Origin of the sequence: Mesorhizobium sp. M0500 (genome assembly GCF_040321165.1) — a bacterium.
GTDB lineage: Bacteria > Pseudomonadota > Alphaproteobacteria > Rhizobiales > Rhizobiaceae > Mesorhizobium.
In genome coordinates this window covers 600,121-617,781 of the sequence record NZ_JAMYRB010000001.1, presented here as the reverse complement: position 1 = coordinate 617,781, position 17,661 = coordinate 600,121, and the positions used below count along the sequence as shown (strand labels likewise).

At 62.4% G+C, this 17,661-nt stretch carries 16 protein-coding genes and 1 pseudogene; 8 read left to right on the top strand and 9 right to left on the bottom strand.

Annotation, left to right across the window (positions count from 1 at the left end; translation table 11 throughout):
* Position 1: 1 nt before the first annotated feature.
* Entirely contained in the window at positions 2–811 is an 810-nt protein-coding gene (locus NKI70_RS03015) for a FecR family protein (RefSeq protein WP_352724178.1), read from the top strand.
* Positions 812–901: 90 nt separating this feature from the next.
* Positions 902–2,872 carry a CHASE2 domain-containing protein gene (locus NKI70_RS03010; protein WP_352724176.1) on the top strand — a complete coding sequence of 657 codons (1,971 nt, stop codon included), beginning with the start codon at positions 902–904 and terminating at the stop codon, positions 2,870–2,872.
* A 92-nt stretch (positions 2,873–2,964) separates the two neighbouring features.
* Here NKI70_RS03010 and NKI70_RS03005 read toward each other — a convergent pair whose 3' ends face one another.
* Genes NKI70_RS03005 through NKI70_RS02975 form a run of 7 tightly spaced genes read right to left on the bottom strand, consistent with a single transcriptional unit; the run spans position 2,965 to position 9,230 of the window.
* Positions 2,965–3,756, bottom strand: coding sequence for a sugar isomerase domain-containing protein (locus NKI70_RS03005; RefSeq protein WP_352724174.1), 792 nt, complete (start codon positions 3,754–3,756; stop codon positions 2,965–2,967).
* Positions 3,757–3,792: 36 nt separating this feature from the next.
* Positions 3,793–4,563: a GntR family transcriptional regulator gene (locus NKI70_RS03000; RefSeq protein WP_352644270.1), complete on the bottom strand. Its 771-nt coding sequence runs from the start codon at positions 4,561–4,563 to the stop codon at positions 3,793–3,795.
* Complete coding sequence (locus NKI70_RS02995; protein ID WP_352724172.1) at positions 4,560–5,435, bottom strand: ROK family protein; 876 nt, start codon at positions 5,433–5,435, stop codon at positions 4,560–4,562. Before NKI70_RS02995 ends, NKI70_RS03000 begins: the two co-directional genes overlap by 4 nt.
* Positions 5,432–6,172, bottom strand: a complete 741-nt coding sequence (locus NKI70_RS02990; RefSeq protein ID WP_352724170.1) for a PIG-L deacetylase family protein — start codon at positions 6,170–6,172, stop codon at positions 5,432–5,434. The genes NKI70_RS02995 and NKI70_RS02990 overlap by 4 nt, the downstream gene beginning before the upstream one ends.
* Positions 6,169–7,002: a carbohydrate ABC transporter permease gene (locus NKI70_RS02985; protein WP_352724309.1), complete on the bottom strand. Its 834-nt coding sequence runs from the start codon at positions 7,000–7,002 to the stop codon at positions 6,169–6,171. The genes NKI70_RS02990 and NKI70_RS02985 overlap by 4 nt, the downstream gene beginning before the upstream one ends.
* A gap of 2 nt (positions 7,003–7,004) precedes the next feature.
* Positions 7,005–7,937, bottom strand: a complete 933-nt coding sequence (locus NKI70_RS02980; RefSeq protein ID WP_352724168.1) for a carbohydrate ABC transporter permease — start codon at positions 7,935–7,937, stop codon at positions 7,005–7,007.
* Positions 7,938–7,964: 27 nt separating this feature from the next.
* Positions 7,965–9,230: an extracellular solute-binding protein gene (locus tag NKI70_RS02975; RefSeq protein ID WP_352724166.1), complete on the bottom strand. Its 1,266-nt coding sequence runs from the start codon at positions 9,228–9,230 to the stop codon at positions 7,965–7,967.
* 336 nt (positions 9,231–9,566) lie between these two features.
* Here NKI70_RS02975 and NKI70_RS02970 point away from each other — a divergent pair, with 336 nt between their 5' ends.
* From NKI70_RS02970 to NKI70_RS02955, 4 genes are read left to right on the top strand one after another with little or no spacing between them, the layout of a single operon-like run.
* Positions 9,567–10,847 carry an ABC transporter substrate-binding protein gene (locus NKI70_RS02970; RefSeq protein WP_352724165.1) on the top strand — a complete coding sequence of 427 codons (1,281 nt, stop codon included), beginning with the start codon at positions 9,567–9,569 and terminating at the stop codon, positions 10,845–10,847.
* A gap of 43 nt (positions 10,848–10,890) precedes the next feature.
* Positions 10,891–11,781: a carbohydrate ABC transporter permease gene (locus tag NKI70_RS02965; RefSeq protein WP_352724164.1), complete on the top strand. Its 891-nt coding sequence runs from the start codon at positions 10,891–10,893 to the stop codon at positions 11,779–11,781.
* Positions 11,778–12,146, top strand: coding sequence for an ABC transporter permease family protein (locus tag NKI70_RS02960; RefSeq protein WP_352724163.1), 369 nt, complete (start codon positions 11,778–11,780; stop codon positions 12,144–12,146). Before NKI70_RS02965 ends, NKI70_RS02960 begins: the two co-directional genes overlap by 4 nt.
* A complete protein-coding gene (locus NKI70_RS02955; protein WP_352724162.1) occupies positions 12,140–12,649 on the top strand; it encodes a carbohydrate ABC transporter permease in 510 nt (169 codons plus the stop codon). Before NKI70_RS02960 ends, NKI70_RS02955 begins: the two co-directional genes overlap by 7 nt.
* Positions 12,650–12,742: 93 nt before the next feature.
* Here the strand turns inward: NKI70_RS02955 and NKI70_RS02950 are convergent.
* Positions 12,743–13,414 (bottom strand): annotated as a pseudogene (locus NKI70_RS02950) (zinc-binding dehydrogenase); the annotation flags it as partial.
* Positions 13,415–13,616: 202 nt separating this feature from the next.
* Complete coding sequence (locus NKI70_RS02945) at positions 13,617–15,281, bottom strand: AfsR/SARP family transcriptional regulator (protein WP_352724160.1); 1,665 nt, start codon at positions 15,279–15,281, stop codon at positions 13,617–13,619.
* A 228-nt stretch (positions 15,282–15,509) separates the two neighbouring features.
* Here NKI70_RS02945 and NKI70_RS02940 point away from each other — a divergent pair, with 228 nt between their 5' ends.
* Positions 15,510–17,165 (top strand): vanadium-dependent haloperoxidase, encoded by a 1,656-nt coding sequence (locus NKI70_RS02940; protein ID WP_352724158.1) that lies wholly within the window; start codon positions 15,510–15,512, stop codon positions 17,163–17,165.
* Complete coding sequence (locus tag NKI70_RS02935; protein WP_023680785.1) at positions 17,165–17,593, top strand: hypothetical protein; 429 nt, start codon at positions 17,165–17,167, stop codon at positions 17,591–17,593. The genes NKI70_RS02940 and NKI70_RS02935 overlap by 1 nt, the downstream gene beginning before the upstream one ends.
* Positions 17,594–17,661: the final 68 nt, after the last annotated feature.

The window sequence follows — 17,661 nt, the reverse complement described above, 5'->3', positions numbered from 1 at the left end:
GATGAGGACCCCGTACCGTCAGATCGCCATTTTTATCGCCTGCCTTGCCTTCGCGGCACCATCCGCCGCTGAGACGGTCGGGTCGATGACGGCCTATCAGACCAACATCGTCCGCAACAACGGCGGGACAATGAACGTTGGTGCCGGCGTCGAACTCGGCGACCAGCTGCGCAGCAATCCCACCGGTCTTGGAATGCTGGTGTTCCGGGATGAATCGAGCGCCAAGATTGGTCCGAACACCAGCCTGACGATCGATGAATTCGTCTACAATCCGGGCTCCGGATCGGGAAAGATCGACATCGGGATGAACAGCGGCCTGGCCCGTTTTTATGGCGGCCAGGTTTCGAAAGGGGGCGTCATGCAGGTTGCGACGCCGCACATGGTGCTCGGGGCGAGAGGCGGCATCATCGAAGTGCTGGTGGCAGCCGGCCAGACCGTCGGCATACTGCGCGCCGGCCGCATGACCTGCACGATCAATGGCAAACGGCTGGTCATCACAAACCCGGGCTACGCCTGCACATCGGAAGATGGCAAGCTGCTGACCGGCTACGGCGGAATCGACACCTTCCCGATATTGGACAGCATCGACCGGATAGCCGGCACCGGCCTGCCAGGCGCACCGGGTCCTGGATTGGATGTAAGCGCGCTTTGTGCGTCGGCACTCGGCGGCTCGCTCAAAGTCTGCGAGTCCACGGACGGCGCATTGCCAGGAGTGGTCATGGAGTTTCCCGACAGCCTAACGCCACCTGTGGGCGGGGGCGTGGATAAGGGCGAGTGTGAGGGTGAGGGTTGCTGCTACTACTGCAATTAGGCCTGGCCGCACGACATGAGCCTCTTGGTCGGTTGGCGCTGGGCTGATTGGCGGCAAGCTGGCAGGCGCAAAATATCCGGCCTTTTGGTCGTGCTCCTGCTGCTCGCTTGCCATTTGGCTTTTGACGGGCCGCTGTCGCGCCTGCGTGAGCGGACGTACGACTTCTACCAGTTTCTGGCCCCGCGCCAGGCGACGAGCAATCCTGTCGTGATCGTCTCGATAGACGACGCCAGCCTCAAGGCACATGGACGATGGCCCTGGAACCGTGGCCTCTTGGCCGATCTGGTCGATGGCATCACCAAATCCGGCGCCGCGGTGATCGGGCTTGCGCTGGTACTGCCCGAGGCCGACACCTCGCCTGAGGGCATCGCCGGAGACAAGCGCCTGACAGCGGCGCTGGCCAAAAATCGAACGGCGCTTGCTGTCAGCCTGGGCAATGAGGCGACGGTTTCAGAAGCAGGGCCCAAAGCCGGCTGGTCGATCGTCGGACAGGTACCCGACACACTTCCCGGCTTCACCGGCCTGACCGGCTCGCTTGCCGAATTCTCGAACGCCGCCGCGGGCCTCGGCGTAATTCGCACCTTGCCCGATCCCGACGGCGTACTGCGCCATGTGCCGCTGCTCTGGCTTCGCAATACCGCTCAAGGCGTGCAGCTGTGGCCGTCCTTCGCGCTCGAGCTTCTGCGCCTTTACGCCGGGCAGGACGGCTACATAGCCCGGATGAATGCCGCCGGGTTCGACGCACTCAGGATGGCCGGCGCCATTGTGCCGCTTGAGCCGGAGGGGAGCATCCGCCTCTGGGAAACCGCCGCGGATACGCCCCGTATATCTGCCAGCACTATCCTTTCGGGCGGCAGTGATCCGCGGCTGCGGGACGCCATCGCCATTGTCGATCTGTCGGCCGTGGGACTGACGCAGTACCTGCCCACCCCGACACGTCCAGCGCGACCAGGCGCGGACATCCACGCCGATGCAATCGGCCAGTTGCTTGCCGGGCGCTACCTTGCAGAGCCAACACATGCGCGCACGGTGGAGCGGCTCTGGTTTGTCCTCAGTGCCGTCATTTTCATCGGACTTTCCGGAGTGCTCGCCGGGCGTGTCGTGCTTGGTGCCCTGGCTCTCGTGCTGCTGGCCGTCTCGCCGTTCGTGTTCGGCGCTCTCGAATACAGCCTGCAGGGTGCACTCTATGACCCGCTGCAGCCGGCGCTTGCGACGATCCTGGTAGCCGGCTTCGAAGGCTATGTCCTCTACAGGCGCAGCGAGCAGCGCCGGTCCACCCTGGCACGACAGTTCTCCCAGTATCTGTCGCCTTCCGTGGTGCAGCGCCTCGCAAGCTCGGACACCGAAGCGATCCTGTCCGGCGAGAAGCGCGAGATCACAATTCTGCTCAGCGACATACGCGGCTTCACGACGATGAGCGAACAACTCGATACCCAGGAAATCGCCAAGGTGGTCAACCACTTCCTCGGCATTGCGACCGATGAGATCCTCAAGCGCGACGGCACCATCGACAAGTTCATGGGCGATGCGGTGCTCGCCTTCTGGAACGCGCCGCTTGATCAGCCGGACCATCGCGAGCGCGCGCTCGACGCGGGGCTTGCCCTGATCGAACGGGTGAAGCGTGAAGACGCCGCCTTCAGCGCGGACGGCCACCCCTCCATCGCAATCGGCGTCGCCATCGAGACCGGCATTTGCTCGGTAGGCAATTTCGGCTCTGAACGGCGCTTCGATTACACCGCGATCGGCTCGCCGGTGAACCGCACGGCACGGCTCGAGTCGACGACCAAGAAGCTGGGCATCCCCCTGGTGCTTGGTCCCGGCTTTGCGGCAGGAGCATCGATGCCGGTCGTCCAAGCGGGCGCCTTTGAGCTCCAGGGTTTCAAGGGCGAGGTGCCGGTTTTCACCATTCCGGAGATGCAAGCCACTCGCCAGCGTATGGGCCGCGAAGATCGGGACCAACACGGCGAGCAATCTGGCGCCCCAGCCATGGTGGACGGTTCGCCGCTGTCCCCAAAAACAGCTCCTCCTGATCTTACACCCGGAATCCGAAGAAAACGGTGATCGGATCCAGTGGATCGCGGCGGGCCGCCCGGTATCGCGACCTGACTACCCGTTTCGGGAGTCCTCGCAATTTGGGCGGCCTCGCCTGTTTCTCATTCGCCGCGCATGGTCGCCTGGAACGTCGGCAGATGCTTCCTTTGTGCCTCGAGCATTTTCTCGCGATAGACGCCATAGATGACGTCGGTGTCGTGCAGTGTGACGCCGGCAATTGTCGGCGAGGCAAAAACCGGCAGTTCGATGCCGCGTTTCGAAAGCGCCTCGGCGGTGCGGGCGATCAGCTCATGCGCCAGGATCATGGCAAGCACGGTCGACGAACCGGAGACCGGCCGGCTCCAGCCCTCGACCGGCACGATGGCATCCTCGATCGGCGAGCAGGTGTCGATGACAAGGTCGGCGGCATCGGCAAGCCGTTTGCCGGAAGAGTGCGTCGCCGGCTTGTCGAGATTGTTCTTGCTGGTCACCGCAACGACGAAGATGCCGCGTTTTTTCGCATAAAGCGCGGTGTCGATGCCGGACGAATTGCGGCCGCTGTGGCCGAAGATGATGATCGAATCGCCTTTGTTCAGCGGCTGGTGGTCGAGGAATTTCTCGGCGTATTTCTCGGTCCGCTCCAGCCACAGAAGTTCGCGCACGCCGCCGGCGCCGAGCACGTTATGCCACATGACACGCGGGTCGGTCAGCGGATTGAAGCCGACATAGCTGCCGTAGCGCGGAAACACTTCCTGGACCGGCAACACCGAGTGGCCCGAGCCGTAAAGATGAACCAACCCGCCGCTCTCGAGCGTGTCGGCAAAGCGGCTGGCCGCTTCGCCAAAGGCTTCGAAATTGGCTTTCGAGGCCTGTTCGATGAGGGCGGCAAGGCGGGGTATGTAAAGATCGGACACGTCGGTACTCCTGTTATGGGTCGGCTTGGGTATGGCTCAGCTTCTTGCGGTTGGCGCGGCGCGACCGGCACGCAGCGTCGAGCGGATTTCGTAGCGGTCGCCACGCATGACCGAGACGGTGAATTCGAATGCGCCACGCTCGTCGGTGGTGATGCGCTCGACCACGAAAGCGGGGCTCCCCGCAGGCAGATCGAGCAACTCGGCATCCGCCGCCCCGACCGCGCCAACACGGTAGTTTTCGCGTGCCGCGACCGGCACGATGCCGTAATGGCGTTCCAGCGCTTCGTAGAGCGAGCCCTGCAACAGGCCGGCATCGAGAAAGCCGGGCACGCGCGCGGCCGAGAGTTGCGCAGTCTGAATACCGATCGGTTCGTTGTTGCCGAGCCTGAGCCGCCGGATGCGCACCACCGGGTCGCCCTCCTCGATCTCCAGCGCTCCGGCCGCAGCGGCATTGGCGGTGGTCAGGCTGCAGTCGAGCAAGCGCGAGCCGGCGACCACGCCCATATTGCCCATTTCCTGCGTGAAGCTGGTGAGTTCGCGGGTGCCAGCGACCAGCGTGGTGGAGCGCACGAAGGTGCCACGGCCATGTTCGCGCCTGAGCAGCCCGTGCTCCTCCAGATTGCGCAGCGCGTGGCGCAGCGTGATGCGGCTCACCCCGAACAGGGCGCACAGTCTGTCTTCGGCCGGAATCTGGTCGCCAGTCGCCCACTCGCCACTCTTGACGATGGCGCGGATAGCCTCTTCCACCTGATACCAGAGCGGCTCGGGCCTTCTGCGGTCGGGCAGCTGGAAGCTGACTTGGCTCATCTTATCTGCCTCCACTGTGTTCCGGCGAGACCGGCCAGCGAGGCGCCGACGAGACCGGCGCGGGAGCCGAATTCGCCGGACCGCAGCACGACATCGCGCAGATGCGGCGGCAGCTGACGCCGCAATGCCGCAAGCAGCGGCGGTCCGACCACGTCCAGCGCATCGGCAAGCCCGCCGGAAATCAGGACCGCCTGGGTGTCAAGCAGCGCGACCGCACCCGCCAGGGCAGTGCCCAGCCGGCGCGCCGGCAGCTCCAAGGCGTCAAGTGCGGCCGTGTTGCCAGCCCGCGCGGCCTCGACAAGCCTGCCGCCATTGGCCAGCCCGATCTGGCGCGCCGCGGCGTCGAACGCCCGCCCGGAAGCGAAGCGCTCCAGCCAGCCGCTGCGGTCCTCGCCTTCATCCTCGATATCGGCGCAGGCCCAGCCGAATGAGCAGGCGCCGCCCCGTGCGCCGGCGACGATGCGGTTGTTGGCCAGAACGGCGGAGCCGATACCGGTGCCGATCGCCAGCAGGATGGCATCAGACAGGCCTTTTGCGGCACCTTCGACTGCTTCGGCCAGCATGGCGACCTGCGCGTCATTGCCAACGGCGACGCGCAGACGAGGAAACAAGGCCGCGACGTCGACACCATCGAGATAGGGCAGGTTCGGAATCCAGCGGCAGACCGAGCCCTCGACAAGTCCGGGCACCGCCAGGCCAAGTGCCTCGACCGGACCGGCCTCGGCGCGCAACGCACCGATTCGGGCGACGAAGGCATCAAGGCTTGCCGGCGCAGGCTCGCGGCTCAGCATCTCCAGCCAGCGAACATCGCCGCTATGGATTGCGGCGCGCAAATTGGTGCCGCCAAGATCAATGGCCAGAACGCGTGTCATCGAGAGCGGCTCCGATTGGCAGCCGGCGCGAACAGCCCGCTGCCGGCATGCCAGGATTGCGACGCTGCCACAAAACCCTGCGCGTAGCGCGTGCCGCGCAGGCAGCCGCGCAGCCGATAAAGCGCGCTATAATAATCGACGTAGGGGAAACTGCTCAGGCCGCGTGCCAGTTCGTATTCCCGCACCGCCTCGCTCCAGGCCTCGAAGCCGTCGCTGACGTCGACGAGGTGTTCGGGGCGAAAGCCTTCGTCGTCCTCCCAGTTTTCGCCGAACAGCAGCAGTTGCGGTGTGTGTGCGGCATGGTCGCGCTTCAGCGTCGGCAATGCCGCAAAGAAGATGCCGGTCTGCGTCAGCCGGGCGGCGGCGCGATGGTCCTTGTGCCAGCTGCCATGCCAGTGGGTGATGACGATTTCGGGCTTCAACTCGCGCACAACATCGCAAACCTTGAGCGCCGTCTCGTCGTCGCAAGGCAGGAAGACGTCGTGCAGCCCGAGACTGCGCATGGCAACGCCGAGCCTGGCTGCGGCCTTTGCGGCCTCCTCCTGCTTCTGCACGCAATAGTGCTCGGGGGCGAGGCTTGGATGGCCCTGCTCGCCCATGCTGAGATGCAGGAAGGTGACTGAGGCGCCGCCTTGGACCGCAACCGCCGCCAGCGGACCGGCAATCACTTCGGCGTCGAAGGCATGCGCCCCGACGACCAGGATTGAGCGTGCGGCATAGACCTTGTCCTCGATCATTTCGCGCCTCCCCCAGAGCCAACGCCCTCGCGAATCTGGCGGGCAAGCAGACAGTACATGATCAGGATGGGCGCCATGGAGATGGCAAGCGAGGCGAACACCAGGCCCCAATCCGTGCGGAACTGGCCGACAAACACGCTGATCGCCAGCGGAACGGTCTTGTAGCGGTCGTCGAAAATGAAGATCAGCGGGAAGAAGAAGTCGTTCCAGACTGCGATAGCGGTGAAGATGGCAACGATCGATACGGCTGGCTTCACCATTGGCAGTACGATCTGGAACAGGATGCGCGCCTCGCCGGCCCCATCCATGCGCGCAGCCTCGTCGAGCTCGGACGGCAGCACCCGCATGAAGTTTGCGAAGATGAAGACGGCGAAGGGAATGCGGATCGCCGAATAGACGAGGATCAGGCCAGTCAGCGAATCGAGCAGGCCAAGGTTGCGCATCAGCGTGAACAGCTCCACCGAGGCAAGCCGGATCGGCAGCATGATGCCGGCCAGGAACAGACCGAGCATGATGCCGTTCCATCCCAGCCGGTAGCGGCTCAGCGGATAGGCGGCCATTGCCGACACGATAATCGTCAGGATCACCGCGCCGCCGGTGACAATCAGGCTGTTGATGAAATTCTGGCCGAGATCGGCGCGCGTCCAGGCCGCAACGAAATTGTCGAAGGCAAAGCTTTGCGGCAGGCCGAGCCTGTTGTCGTAGATCTCCGCCGTGGTCTTGAAACAGGAGACGACGAGAATGTAGAGCGGCAACAGCACCGCCGCGGTCCACAAGACGAGCGCCGTCCAGCCGGGCAGCCGAGCAAGCTGTTGAGGAACGGCGAGCATATTCACAATTGCACCGTGCGACGGTCGAAGAAGCGCAGCATCACAAGCGTGCCGATGCTCAGGATCAGGAACAGCAGCGTTCCCAGCGCAAGCGCCAGGCCTATATCGGTGATACCGACCGCGCCGTCGGCGCCGCAGGCGAGCCGGTAGAAATAGGTCACCAGCGTGTCTGTGGAATAGCTCGGATTGCCCTGCACGCCTTGCATGACATAGACGATGTCGAACTGGTTGAAGGTGTTGATGAATGACAGCGTCGTCAACGTGCCGACGGCCGGCATCAGCAAAGGCAGGGCAACCGAGACCAGCATGCGGCCGCTGCCGGCGCCATCCAGCCTGGCAGCCTCGAATATCTGGGACGAAATCTGCCTGAGGCCGGCGGTGTAGATCAGCACCGGCAGGCCCATCCAGTTCCAGGCGTCGACGGCGATCAGCATCACGAGTGCCGTGTGGCTGTTGCCGAGAACCGTCAGGCTGCCTTGATGCAGGCCAAGGCCGTTGAGCATCCATTCGATGGTGCCGCCGGGCGCCAGCAGCAGCCGCCACAGGGCGCCGACGATGACCGGGCTCAGCACTGCCGGGAAGAAGAAGACCGACTGGAAGAAGGCCGCCCCTTTGGCGCGCAGGAACAGCAGCCAGGCCAACAGCAGACCAAGGCCGTTCTGGAACAGCATGATGCCGAAGAACCAGGCGACGTTGTGCCAGAGCGCTCCGTAGAGCCGCCCACCGCTCGGGAAAACGAACAGGCGGGTAAAATTCGACAGGCCGGCGAACTCCAGCATGCGCAGGCCCCTCCAGACGAAGAAGCTGCCCCACAGCGACATCAGCAGCGGATAGAGGACAAACAGCGCATAAATGGCCAGCGCCGGCACGATGAACAGCACGGCCATGCGCTGTTGAGTGCGCTGAAGGCTGCTTTTGCGGCGACGGGCGATCATGTGCTGTTTCGCGCAGGGTGTGACGGCCTACTGCTTCGGCTTGAACCAGCTGCTGACGGCGGCCTGCATGTCCGCCGCCAGCTTCTGCGGCGTGATGTTGCCTTCGACCATGTCGATGATCTCGGACTGCAGGATCGATGAGGCCGTAGGCGTCTGCCAGCGGAAGCCGACAAGCGTCAGATAGGGTGTGGAATTCTTCGACATCTCCATCATCGTGGCGAGTACCGGGTCTTTCACGGTGACGTCGGTACGGGCCGGCGGCCAGCCCAACTCGTCGGCGAAGAGCTGCGCGAACTCGGCCGAAGCCATGAAGTTGAGCACCTTAGTCGCCGCCTCCTTGTTGGCGCTTTCAGAGACCAGGCCATAGGAGCCGTCTGAAAAGGCCGATGTGTAGAGCTTGGTAGCAGGATCGTCGGCGGGGAACGGGAAGATCGAGAATTTCAGCTTCGGGTTCTGCGCCTTGAAGCTGCCGTTCTCGAACGAGCCGCCGAAGAACATGGCCGCCTTGCCGCCGATGAATTGCTGTGTCGAGCTGGTGTAATCGACCCCGGCAAAGCCGTCGGAGAAATACGGTTTCAACTCGGCATAGCGTTTCAGGGCAGCCACGTAGCGCGGATCCTCGAAGGTCGCCTTGCCGCTCATCATTTCGTCGTAGAAGCCCGGGCCATAGATGGTCGGGCCGACGACGCCGACGCCGATCTCCAGCGCCCAGGCGGAGCCATTGGCGCCGCCGGCGGCTATTGGCGTTATCCCCGCCCCTTTCAGCTTCTCGCAGGCGGCGACGAAATCTTTGTACGTCTTGGGGATTTCGATGCCCTGGGCGGCGAAGATGTCTTGATTGTAGAAGACACCCATCATCGGCACCGAATAGGGCACGCCATAGATCTTGCCGTCGGCGCGGCCACGAGCGCCGCCCAGCGCGCTATCGGGCATGCTCTTCAGCTCCGGCACGCTGTCGTCGAGCGCGTCGAGATAGCCACCCTCGATGAACGGCTGCAGTTCGCCGTAAGCCTTGAGCTGGGCGATATCAGGCCCGCGGCCGCCACGCAGCGCAGTGCTCAGCCGGTTCTGGTAGTCGGCGTCGGGGGTGAACTGGATGTTGACCTTAATGCCGGGAGTCTTGGCTTCGAAGGCGTCGAAGATGCGGCGCATCGCAGCCTCGTCCTCGGTGCGCCAACTCCACAGGGTCACGGTGTCGTCAGCCTTTGCCGGCAGTGCGGTGAAGACCCCGGTGCAGACTGCGGCAAAGCCGCCGATCAGGCCGAGTGCGGCGCGTCGATGAATTGAAAACATACTCAGTCTCCCATTCTTGCCGATTGTCGTTCCACGGCGGTTCAAAGCCGAGAGGCAGTCATAAGCTTTTCTCATATCATTATAACGACATGACTTTGATCGCAAGTGCCTTGCAGTATGTTCGGGCATGGTCGACGGGGGAGAATCAGCTCGAACTGTATCAGATAATTACTTGCTTTTACAGTGTAATTTCGCATGCTTTGTGGACCGCAGTAAGAAAACGCCGCAACACCGGCAGGAGCTCCCCACGAAGATAGCGCTTGCATCGTTGCTTCACGTTGTCATAACGTCATGGACATCGCTGTGTGGCTATGCGGAGGGCCGGATGTCTTTGGCTTGGATTTCGAAACTGGCACTGGCTGCAGGGTTGTTGGCCTCGCCCACCATTGGTTGGCCCAATCGGTCAACATCTCCTATCTGACCCACTGGTCGCCCGAAACGGTCGCTTTGCTGGACGCCGCGGCCAAGGACTACGCCAAGAGCAATCCGGATGTGACCGTCACCGTGCGCGCCGTCCCCTTCGGCGATCTCCTAACGACACTGCGTTCCCAGGGCGGCAGCTCGGACGGGCCGACGATCGGCGGCATCTATGATTTGTGGCTGCCCGATCTGGCGCGAGACAAGCTGGTCGCGCCGGCCCCCGATGCGGTTGCCGGCGAGGTCAAGAGTGCGTGGCCGGCCGGTGTCGTCAGTGCGGCCTCTGTTGGCGCCACGCTTTACGGCATTCCAAACGAGATCGACGTCTATGCGCTGAACTACAACAAGGAGCTGTTCAAACGGGCAGGCATCACAGCCGCGCCGAAGACCTGGTCCGAATTGAAGGATGCGGCCCAGAAGCTGACCAGGAAAGATGCCGGCCAGCAAGGCTTCGGCATGATCAATTCCTGGGCGGCGGGCGTCGTCCATCCCTTCGCCTCGCTGCTGGTCTCCAATGGCGGCGAGCTGGTCAAGGACGGCAAACCGATGCTGGACAGTCCTCAAGCCGGTGAGACTTTCCAGCTTTACGAGGACCTGATCAAGTCCGGCGCCAGCGATCCGGCGATGGCCACGGCCGACGCCAACACAACCGGCCCCTTCCTAGACAATTTCGTCTCCGGCAAGACCGGCATGATCATCATGGCCAACTGGTGGGAAAGCGCATTGAAGAGCGGCATGGGCGACAAGTTCTCCAATATCGCCACCGCACCCATCCCGGTCGGTCCGAGCGGCGACAAGCCGCACTCGATCTCCTATTCATGGATGACCGTCGTCAACGCCAATGCCGGTCAGGCCGAACAAAAAGCGGCATGGGATTTCCTGGTATGGCTGAACAGTCCGAAGTCCGGCAAGAACGGCGCATCGGCAATGTCGAATATTCTGATGTCGATGGGCATCCTGCCGACGCGGACCTCCGACATCGAGGCCCATAAGGACAAGCTCGGTTCCGAGTTCCTGTCCGGCTATGTCAGCGTGCTTGCCGACGCCAAGCCCTTCCCTGTCGTCCCGGGCGGTCAGGAGTTCAGCGAATCGCTGCAGCAGACGCTCGAGGCGTTGCAGTATGGGCAGCTCTCGGCCAAGGATGCGCAGGCGAACGCGCAGGCCGATGCCGTCTCGATCCTGGAGCGTGCCGCCAAATAGCGAAGGCGCTGTTTCGAGAGCCCGACGCTTTGGAAGCAGAGAGATGATCAAGACCTATCGTGCCTCGGCGGGCATCATGCTGGCGCCCGCCGTGACACTGATCGGCGTTTTCATCCTGCTGCCGATGCTGCTCACCATCTGGCTGTCATTCCAGGACTGGTCGACGCAGACGCCTTTTTCCAATGCGAGCTTCATCGGCTTCGACAATTTTCGCGAAATATTCGGGCCGACCTCGGTCGGGCGGGATTTCAAGCGAGCGCTGCTCAACACCGCCATCTACACGGCATTGTCGGTGATGCTCATCCTGCCCCTTTCGGTAGTGTTCGGCTTGATGGTCCACCAGCGCGATGTCGCAGGCGGCACGGCGCTGCGGACCGTGTTGTTTTCCACCTACATGGTGCCGATGATCGCGGTGACGCTGGTCTGGTCGAAGCTCTATTCGCCGAGCGAGGGGCCGCTCAACCAGGTGCTCGGTCTCGCCGGCATCGGCCCGCAACTCTGGTTGTCCTCGCCAAGATCGGCGTTGATCTCGATCGTCGTCCTCAATGTCTGGCAGCAGATCGGCTATTTTACGGTGCTGGCCGTTGCCGGGCTGACCCAGATCCCGGACAGTCTTTACGAGGCGGCGACGCTTGACGGCGCTAACCGGCGCGAACAGTTCCGCTTCATCACCTTGCCGCTATTGAGCCGCACGCTCTTGTTCAGCGCCGTCATTGCCATCATCAACGCCGTGCAGGTGTTCGAGCCGGTGGCGCTCATCACCCAAGGCGGGCCGGTCGGCTCGACCAACGTGCTGACCTACCATATCCGCCGAGTCGGCATTGAGCGGGCACAAGGCGGGCTGGGCTCGGCCATGGCAGTGATGCTGATGCTGGCGCTGATCGTCATTGTTTGTGCGCTGTTTGCATTCGCCAACCGCAAGGATGACGAATGAGCGCGCCGGGCCGCTCAGCATCGAGCCGGTTGGCGCGCAAACGGCTGGCGGGCCGCAGAGCGCTGCTCGCCACGCTGATGCTGCTGGTTGCCGTGGCCTCCGCCTTCCCGCTGTTGTGGATGGTGCTCTCCAGCCTGAAAACGCCGGCCGAAACCATGCAGGTGCCGCCGGTGTGGATACCGCGCACGCCGACCCTCGATGCGTACGAGAAAGTGTCCGGCGTCATCAATGTCGGCCGCTCGATGTGGAATTCGCTCGTGATCGCCACGATCACCACCGCCGGCATTCTGGTCACCAGCATGAGGCTGGCTACGCCTTCGCCAAGCATCACTTTCCCGGCCGCTCACTGCTGTTTTCGGTGCTGATCGCCACCATGTTCCTGCCGCCGATCGTCACGCTGATCCCGCTTTACCGTCTCGTCGGATCAATCGGCCTGAACGCCAGCCTTGCCGGTATTATCGTGCCCAATCTCGCCAATGCGTTCGGCATTTTCCTGATGCGCCAGTTCATAGCCGGCGTGCCCGACGATCTGATCGACGCAGCACGGATGGATGGGGCGTCGGAACTCCTGATCCTGTTCAAGATCGTCGCGCCGAGCGTGGCGCCGGCAATCGCGGCACTGGCGCTGTTTGCCTTCGTCTATCACTGGAACAGCTATCTGTGGCCGCTGACGGTTCTGCAGGGCAATGCACACGAATATCCGATCGTCATCAGCCTTAGTCGCCTGCTCAGCTACAATCGAGGCGCTCTCAACACGGGACTGGTGATGGCTGGCGCGACGCTTGCCGTGCTCCCGCCACTGGTGCTCTTCGTCTTGCTGCAGCGCTTCTTCGTGGATTCGATCGTCGGCTCGGCGGTCAAGGGATAGCGCCGGCGGCACTGATTGGGTTCAGCAGGCATCCGTGGCCTAGCCTCGGCAAACGGCCTTCGCCTCGTCAAAACGAAGCTCGCAAATCCTCAATCAGTCCGCAGTGAGCACGACCTTGACACTCTGTGAACGGTCGGCGGCAAGACGGAACGCGTCTGGGGCGGAGGAAAGCGTGCGCTCCGCCGTCACGAGCTTGAGGACGTCCACCTCCCCCGACGCGATGAGATCGACCGCCCGGCCGAACTCCGTACCGAAGCGGAAGGTGCCTTTGAGGTCGATCTCCTTGGCCATCACTGCATTGGCAGGCAGCGGGATCTGGCCGCCGGGAAGATTGCCGACCTGGACCACCGTGCCGCCACGCCGGACGCTTGCGATTGCTGCGGCAAGGCCGGCCGTGGTGCCCGAAATCTCGAACGCCACATCAAGCGAACCGCCGGCAGCAAGCGCCTGGAGTTCGGCGTCGCCGCCGGAAAGGTCGATCGTCCTGTCGGCGCCCAAACTGCGGGCGAAGGCGAGCGGAGCGGCGGCGATATCGGCGACCGTAAGCTCAGCGCAGCCGGCAAGCCTGGCCGCAAGCATGGCCAAGAGACCGATGGGGCCGGCACCAAACAGGATGACGTTGCGGCCCCTGATGTCGCCCGCCCGCGCGATGGCGTGCAGGCTGACCGCCAGCGGCTCGGCAAGTGCGGCCGCCTGGTAGGCCACATCAAATGGAACCTTGAAACATTGCGCGGGCGTGGCGTCGAACAGACTGGCGAAACCGCCGGCGGTGGCGGCGCCGATACGATGGTCGGCTATGGCGGCAACGACACTACTATGTCGACAACGCTGGCGACAGGGTGTGTCTCGGGTCGCTCAAGGGTCCGTTCCGGACATATCGGCAGGAGGCTGCACCGCTCTAACGGCCGAGGCCCAATCAATCCGAACGACCGAGTTCGATCTCGATACGTCGTCGATGAAATGCCGCCTAAAGACCGACGCTAGCCAGAGCCGAACCTATCAATTCAACGCTTCTCGGGTTGGGAAATGGCCCGAAATTGTTTCTGATTTTCTGGCTGGCGATATCAGGGTCCTTCGTCCGAAGCTGGCCGAACAGTTCGCGGGCCTCGTCCTTGAGGCCGAGATGCGCCAACGCAGCCCCACAATAGCGGAGTGTCGGGGGATACGAAATCTCGCGCCCCCCCGGTTCAAGCGCGAGAGCGCGACGCCCCTCGCGGGCGGCCGCTTCGAAATCACCCGACATCGCCTCAATCATGCACAGTGAAGTAGCGAAGCAATATCGAAAAGTCAAGTTCTTTCCAAGTATCTCTGCCTTCTTAGCTGCTTCCCTAGCCTCTGAATAATGTCCAGTATAGAAGTTTAGCATAGAGAATGCATCATAGTACATGACATTTTGTGTACCCGTCTGCCTTGCTTTTTCCAAATATTCTCCGGCAGCAGTGAAATCTTGAAGGAGGAACGCGTGTACGTGGGCGCATAGAGACAGGGCTGCGCCATTAAATGGATCAAGGTCCATAGCCACGCGCATATCGTCCTTGCACTCTTCGATCGTAAGGCGATAGTCGTAGGCATGCGAACGGTCGTAGAGAAATACAGCCTGATACGCGCGCCAAGCATGAAAGATGCCCTGGCGGCTGAGTCCATTTGCTTCGGTCAGCGTCGCACGGCTGGCTCTGACATCGGACGGGCTTAGGCTGAACATCTGCGCTGTAGCAGTCAGAAGCCGTTTTCGGCTGAGATGGGAATCGTCCAGCGCATCGAGCGAGAGAATGTTCCGGTGCAGGAGACGGTCAACACAGTTGGTTGCGAAGGCCTGAAGATCCCGCTCCAGTGCCAGCGTCTTTCCGCCAAGCTTTACCACCGTACTCATGCTGACCATAACGTCCCGGTTGGTCGAACCGACGCACATAATGGCAACCGCCAGAGTATCGTAGGCGCTCTCCGTCTTGATCAGCAGATCCAAGTCCTGCGCGTCGGCAGCATTTCGCGGCCCGTTGCGAGCGGGATCCGGGACGGAAACCCGAAAGCAGCCCGTTTCCTCAAGGCCGGAGATGACGGCCTGCCGAAAGAGTTCAGGCAAAATCATGGCGCCGACCGCACCATTGTGCCAAGCGTCCAAGCCGATGCTCACGACCAGACGCCTGTCGGGCTGCGCGCCACTGCGTCGAGTGTCGTCGGCCCCCGGACTGGTCACTCTCGGCGCCGCCGTTTGCCGCTGGCTTCGCCTCTCGCGCAGCCATTCCTCGAACCCTTCCTCTCCAGCAATGTCGAGGCCTTCAAGAAGCGTTCCGTTCGTCTGAGCGCTTTCACCCTCGCCCAATGCGTCGACGTCACACCGGTCGAGCCGAAGGCAGACGGTTTCGCGATCGATATGAAGCAGATCGGCCAAGTCCCCCGCGAGCAGCGCGCGCAACGATGACAGCTCGCGTCGAAGGCTGTTTTGAGACTCCGTCTTCTCGCATCGCCCCCATAGCATGTCCTGCAGCGAGGCTCGGGAACGCTCCCCGTTCCGGGAAAACGCAAGAATCGCAAGCAAGGCACGTGCCTTCTTGCTCGGCACGGCAATCTGACGGCCGTGCATATCCTCAAGTCGAAAGATGCCCCGCAGCGTAAGCCGCGCGATGAGTTGCATGGCCATTTCCAGCCTACCCTCGAAACCCCGGCCATCTCTATAGCATAGACCGCAAAAGAATACACAATCTCACTCGATCGCGCGTTCAGTGATGGTCTTTTCACGCATTTTTCACGCAACAACGACGGAAATTCGGACGGTTTTGGAACGCGGGCATGGTCATTTCCCGCGTCGGCGGCGCACTGAAATCAAAACCTTGCTTGCGCTACCAAGATGGAGGCTAAAAAAATGTTAGATCAATTTGATCCGATCTTGTTCTGGAGCAGGGCTTCACTCGAAGCGCAACGCCAGGACTATACGTTCGGCGATGGAACGGGCATCGACGAAGCCGGAAAAGGCCGAACAAAGCTTGAACCGAAAGTGGGCGGGCCGACGCGTGCGTCCCGCGCGCTGGCAATCGTGCATATCGCCATGTACGACGCCCTGCTGATGGCCGATCCGGCTTCATTCCACAACAACCATCATCGGTTTGCTCGGCTGGCCGCATATCAGCCCATGCTCCCTGCCGCGCCTGCCGTGATCAGCCGTGAAGCCGCTGTCGCCGGAGCGGCGTCGGTCACGATCCGGCTGTTGTTCGAAGACGCCTTCGTTGAGCAGCTCGTTACGGAATACCGACTGCATCTGTATGAAAAGGGCCAGTCGGCGCAGGCGATCGAAAACGGGCTCGAGTATGGCGCTGCCATCGGCCGGATGCTCGCGGACGCTCGGTCAGCCGACGGTTCGGGAACACGGGATAGGCAATACCGCGCGTTCGATCTACCAGGAACCTTCAGTCCCGATCCTTATTCGCCTCGGAGCGCCCAAGTGGTGGGTGCGACATGGGGTTTCGACGTTAGGCCCTTCGTCACCTACCCCGCCGGCGCGATAGAGTTTGTCGGGCCAAGCGAGGCCCTTGGAGAGCGGCCGCCGCAGCCGGGCCAGACGGAGCCCCTGGGGTCATTTCTTGAAGCAATGAACTGGCCGGCGGATCGCGACCTGGTCGCCGGCAAAGGCGCTGCTCCAGGGACCGACCGGTTGACACGAACAGCCGAGGAAACGCTCATCGGAACCTTCTGGGCCTATGACGGGGTTCGCGGGATCGGCTTGCCGCCGCGCCTCTACAATCAATGTCTTCACGCGATCGCGGAGCAGGCGAACTTCTCGACGGAGGCGTTGGCCGTTCTGCTGGCCATCTGCAACCTGGGAATGGCCGATGCCGGCATTGCCGCGTGGCGCGAAAAATTCGCCTATCATGTCGCACGGCCGGCAACCTTGCTTCGCACCAACGAGGCCGGATTCAGGGAGGGTACCGCCTCCGTGCCGACCTTCGATCAGGCCAGGCTCTCAATGCCCGCCGGAGGGGCCGGCAAACCGGACTATACCTCCATCAAGGCATGGCTCGAATTGCCACCCGACACACCTTCGCTGATCGAATCGGATGCGCATTGGGCCCCCCTCGGGGCACCACAGACGAATTCCGTCCCGCGTGGCGGCGATGGTCCGAAGTCACGAACGCCGCAGTTTCCGGCCTATCCATCGGGGCATGCGACCTTCGGTTCAACCTGCTTCGGGCTCGCAAGCGAGCTGCTTGAAGCTCTGGGCGGCGGCAAAGATCTCGTCTTTGCCTTCGTATCCGATGAGTATGATGGCCGCGCCATCGACCCGGACGGGTCCGTGCGTCCCCACCATGTCCGCCAGATGACGCTTGCCCAGGCAATCCATGAGAATGCCGTCAGCCGTCTCTATCTCGGTGTGCATTGGCAGATGGACGCTGTCGAAGGTGTGCGTCTTGGCCGCAACCTGATCGACGTCATGAAGTCCAACCCCGTTGGGCCTCTGCACGCGATCATCCCCGACGATCCTTTCGAGTCTGAACTCGCCGCCAAAGCAAAGGAGATGATGTGATGAACAACTTTCGCACGCGTATGGCGAACCAACTTAGTCATAGCCGCTGTGAAGATCCAGCTCGGCCGATCACGCCGGCCTCGTCAGAGACGTTAATCGTCGAGCTCAAGGACGACACGCTCTCGATCAGCGACACGCATCTGTTCGACTTCCCGAATAGCAAGCATGGGCTATTTGCCGCCAATAACCGCATTCACGCACGCAAGGTCAAACAGGACGGCGACGACACCGTGTTCGAAATGCTGGAAAAAATCGATCAGCCGGACGCCAAGCCGTTTCTAGTCCTTGCAGGCCGGCCGCATGACTGCCGCCTAAGCATCGGGGCCGACGGGATTCGCCGATTGCGAGCCTACGGCACCGATGATGGAAACGGACGCCTGAACTGCGGCGGGTGGATATTCGACGCCCTGCAGTCGTCTTCCGCCTGACATTCCCCAAATCAATGGACGCCATCGGTTGCGGTGGCGTCCACACCCGAAACGTGATCACTCTGTGG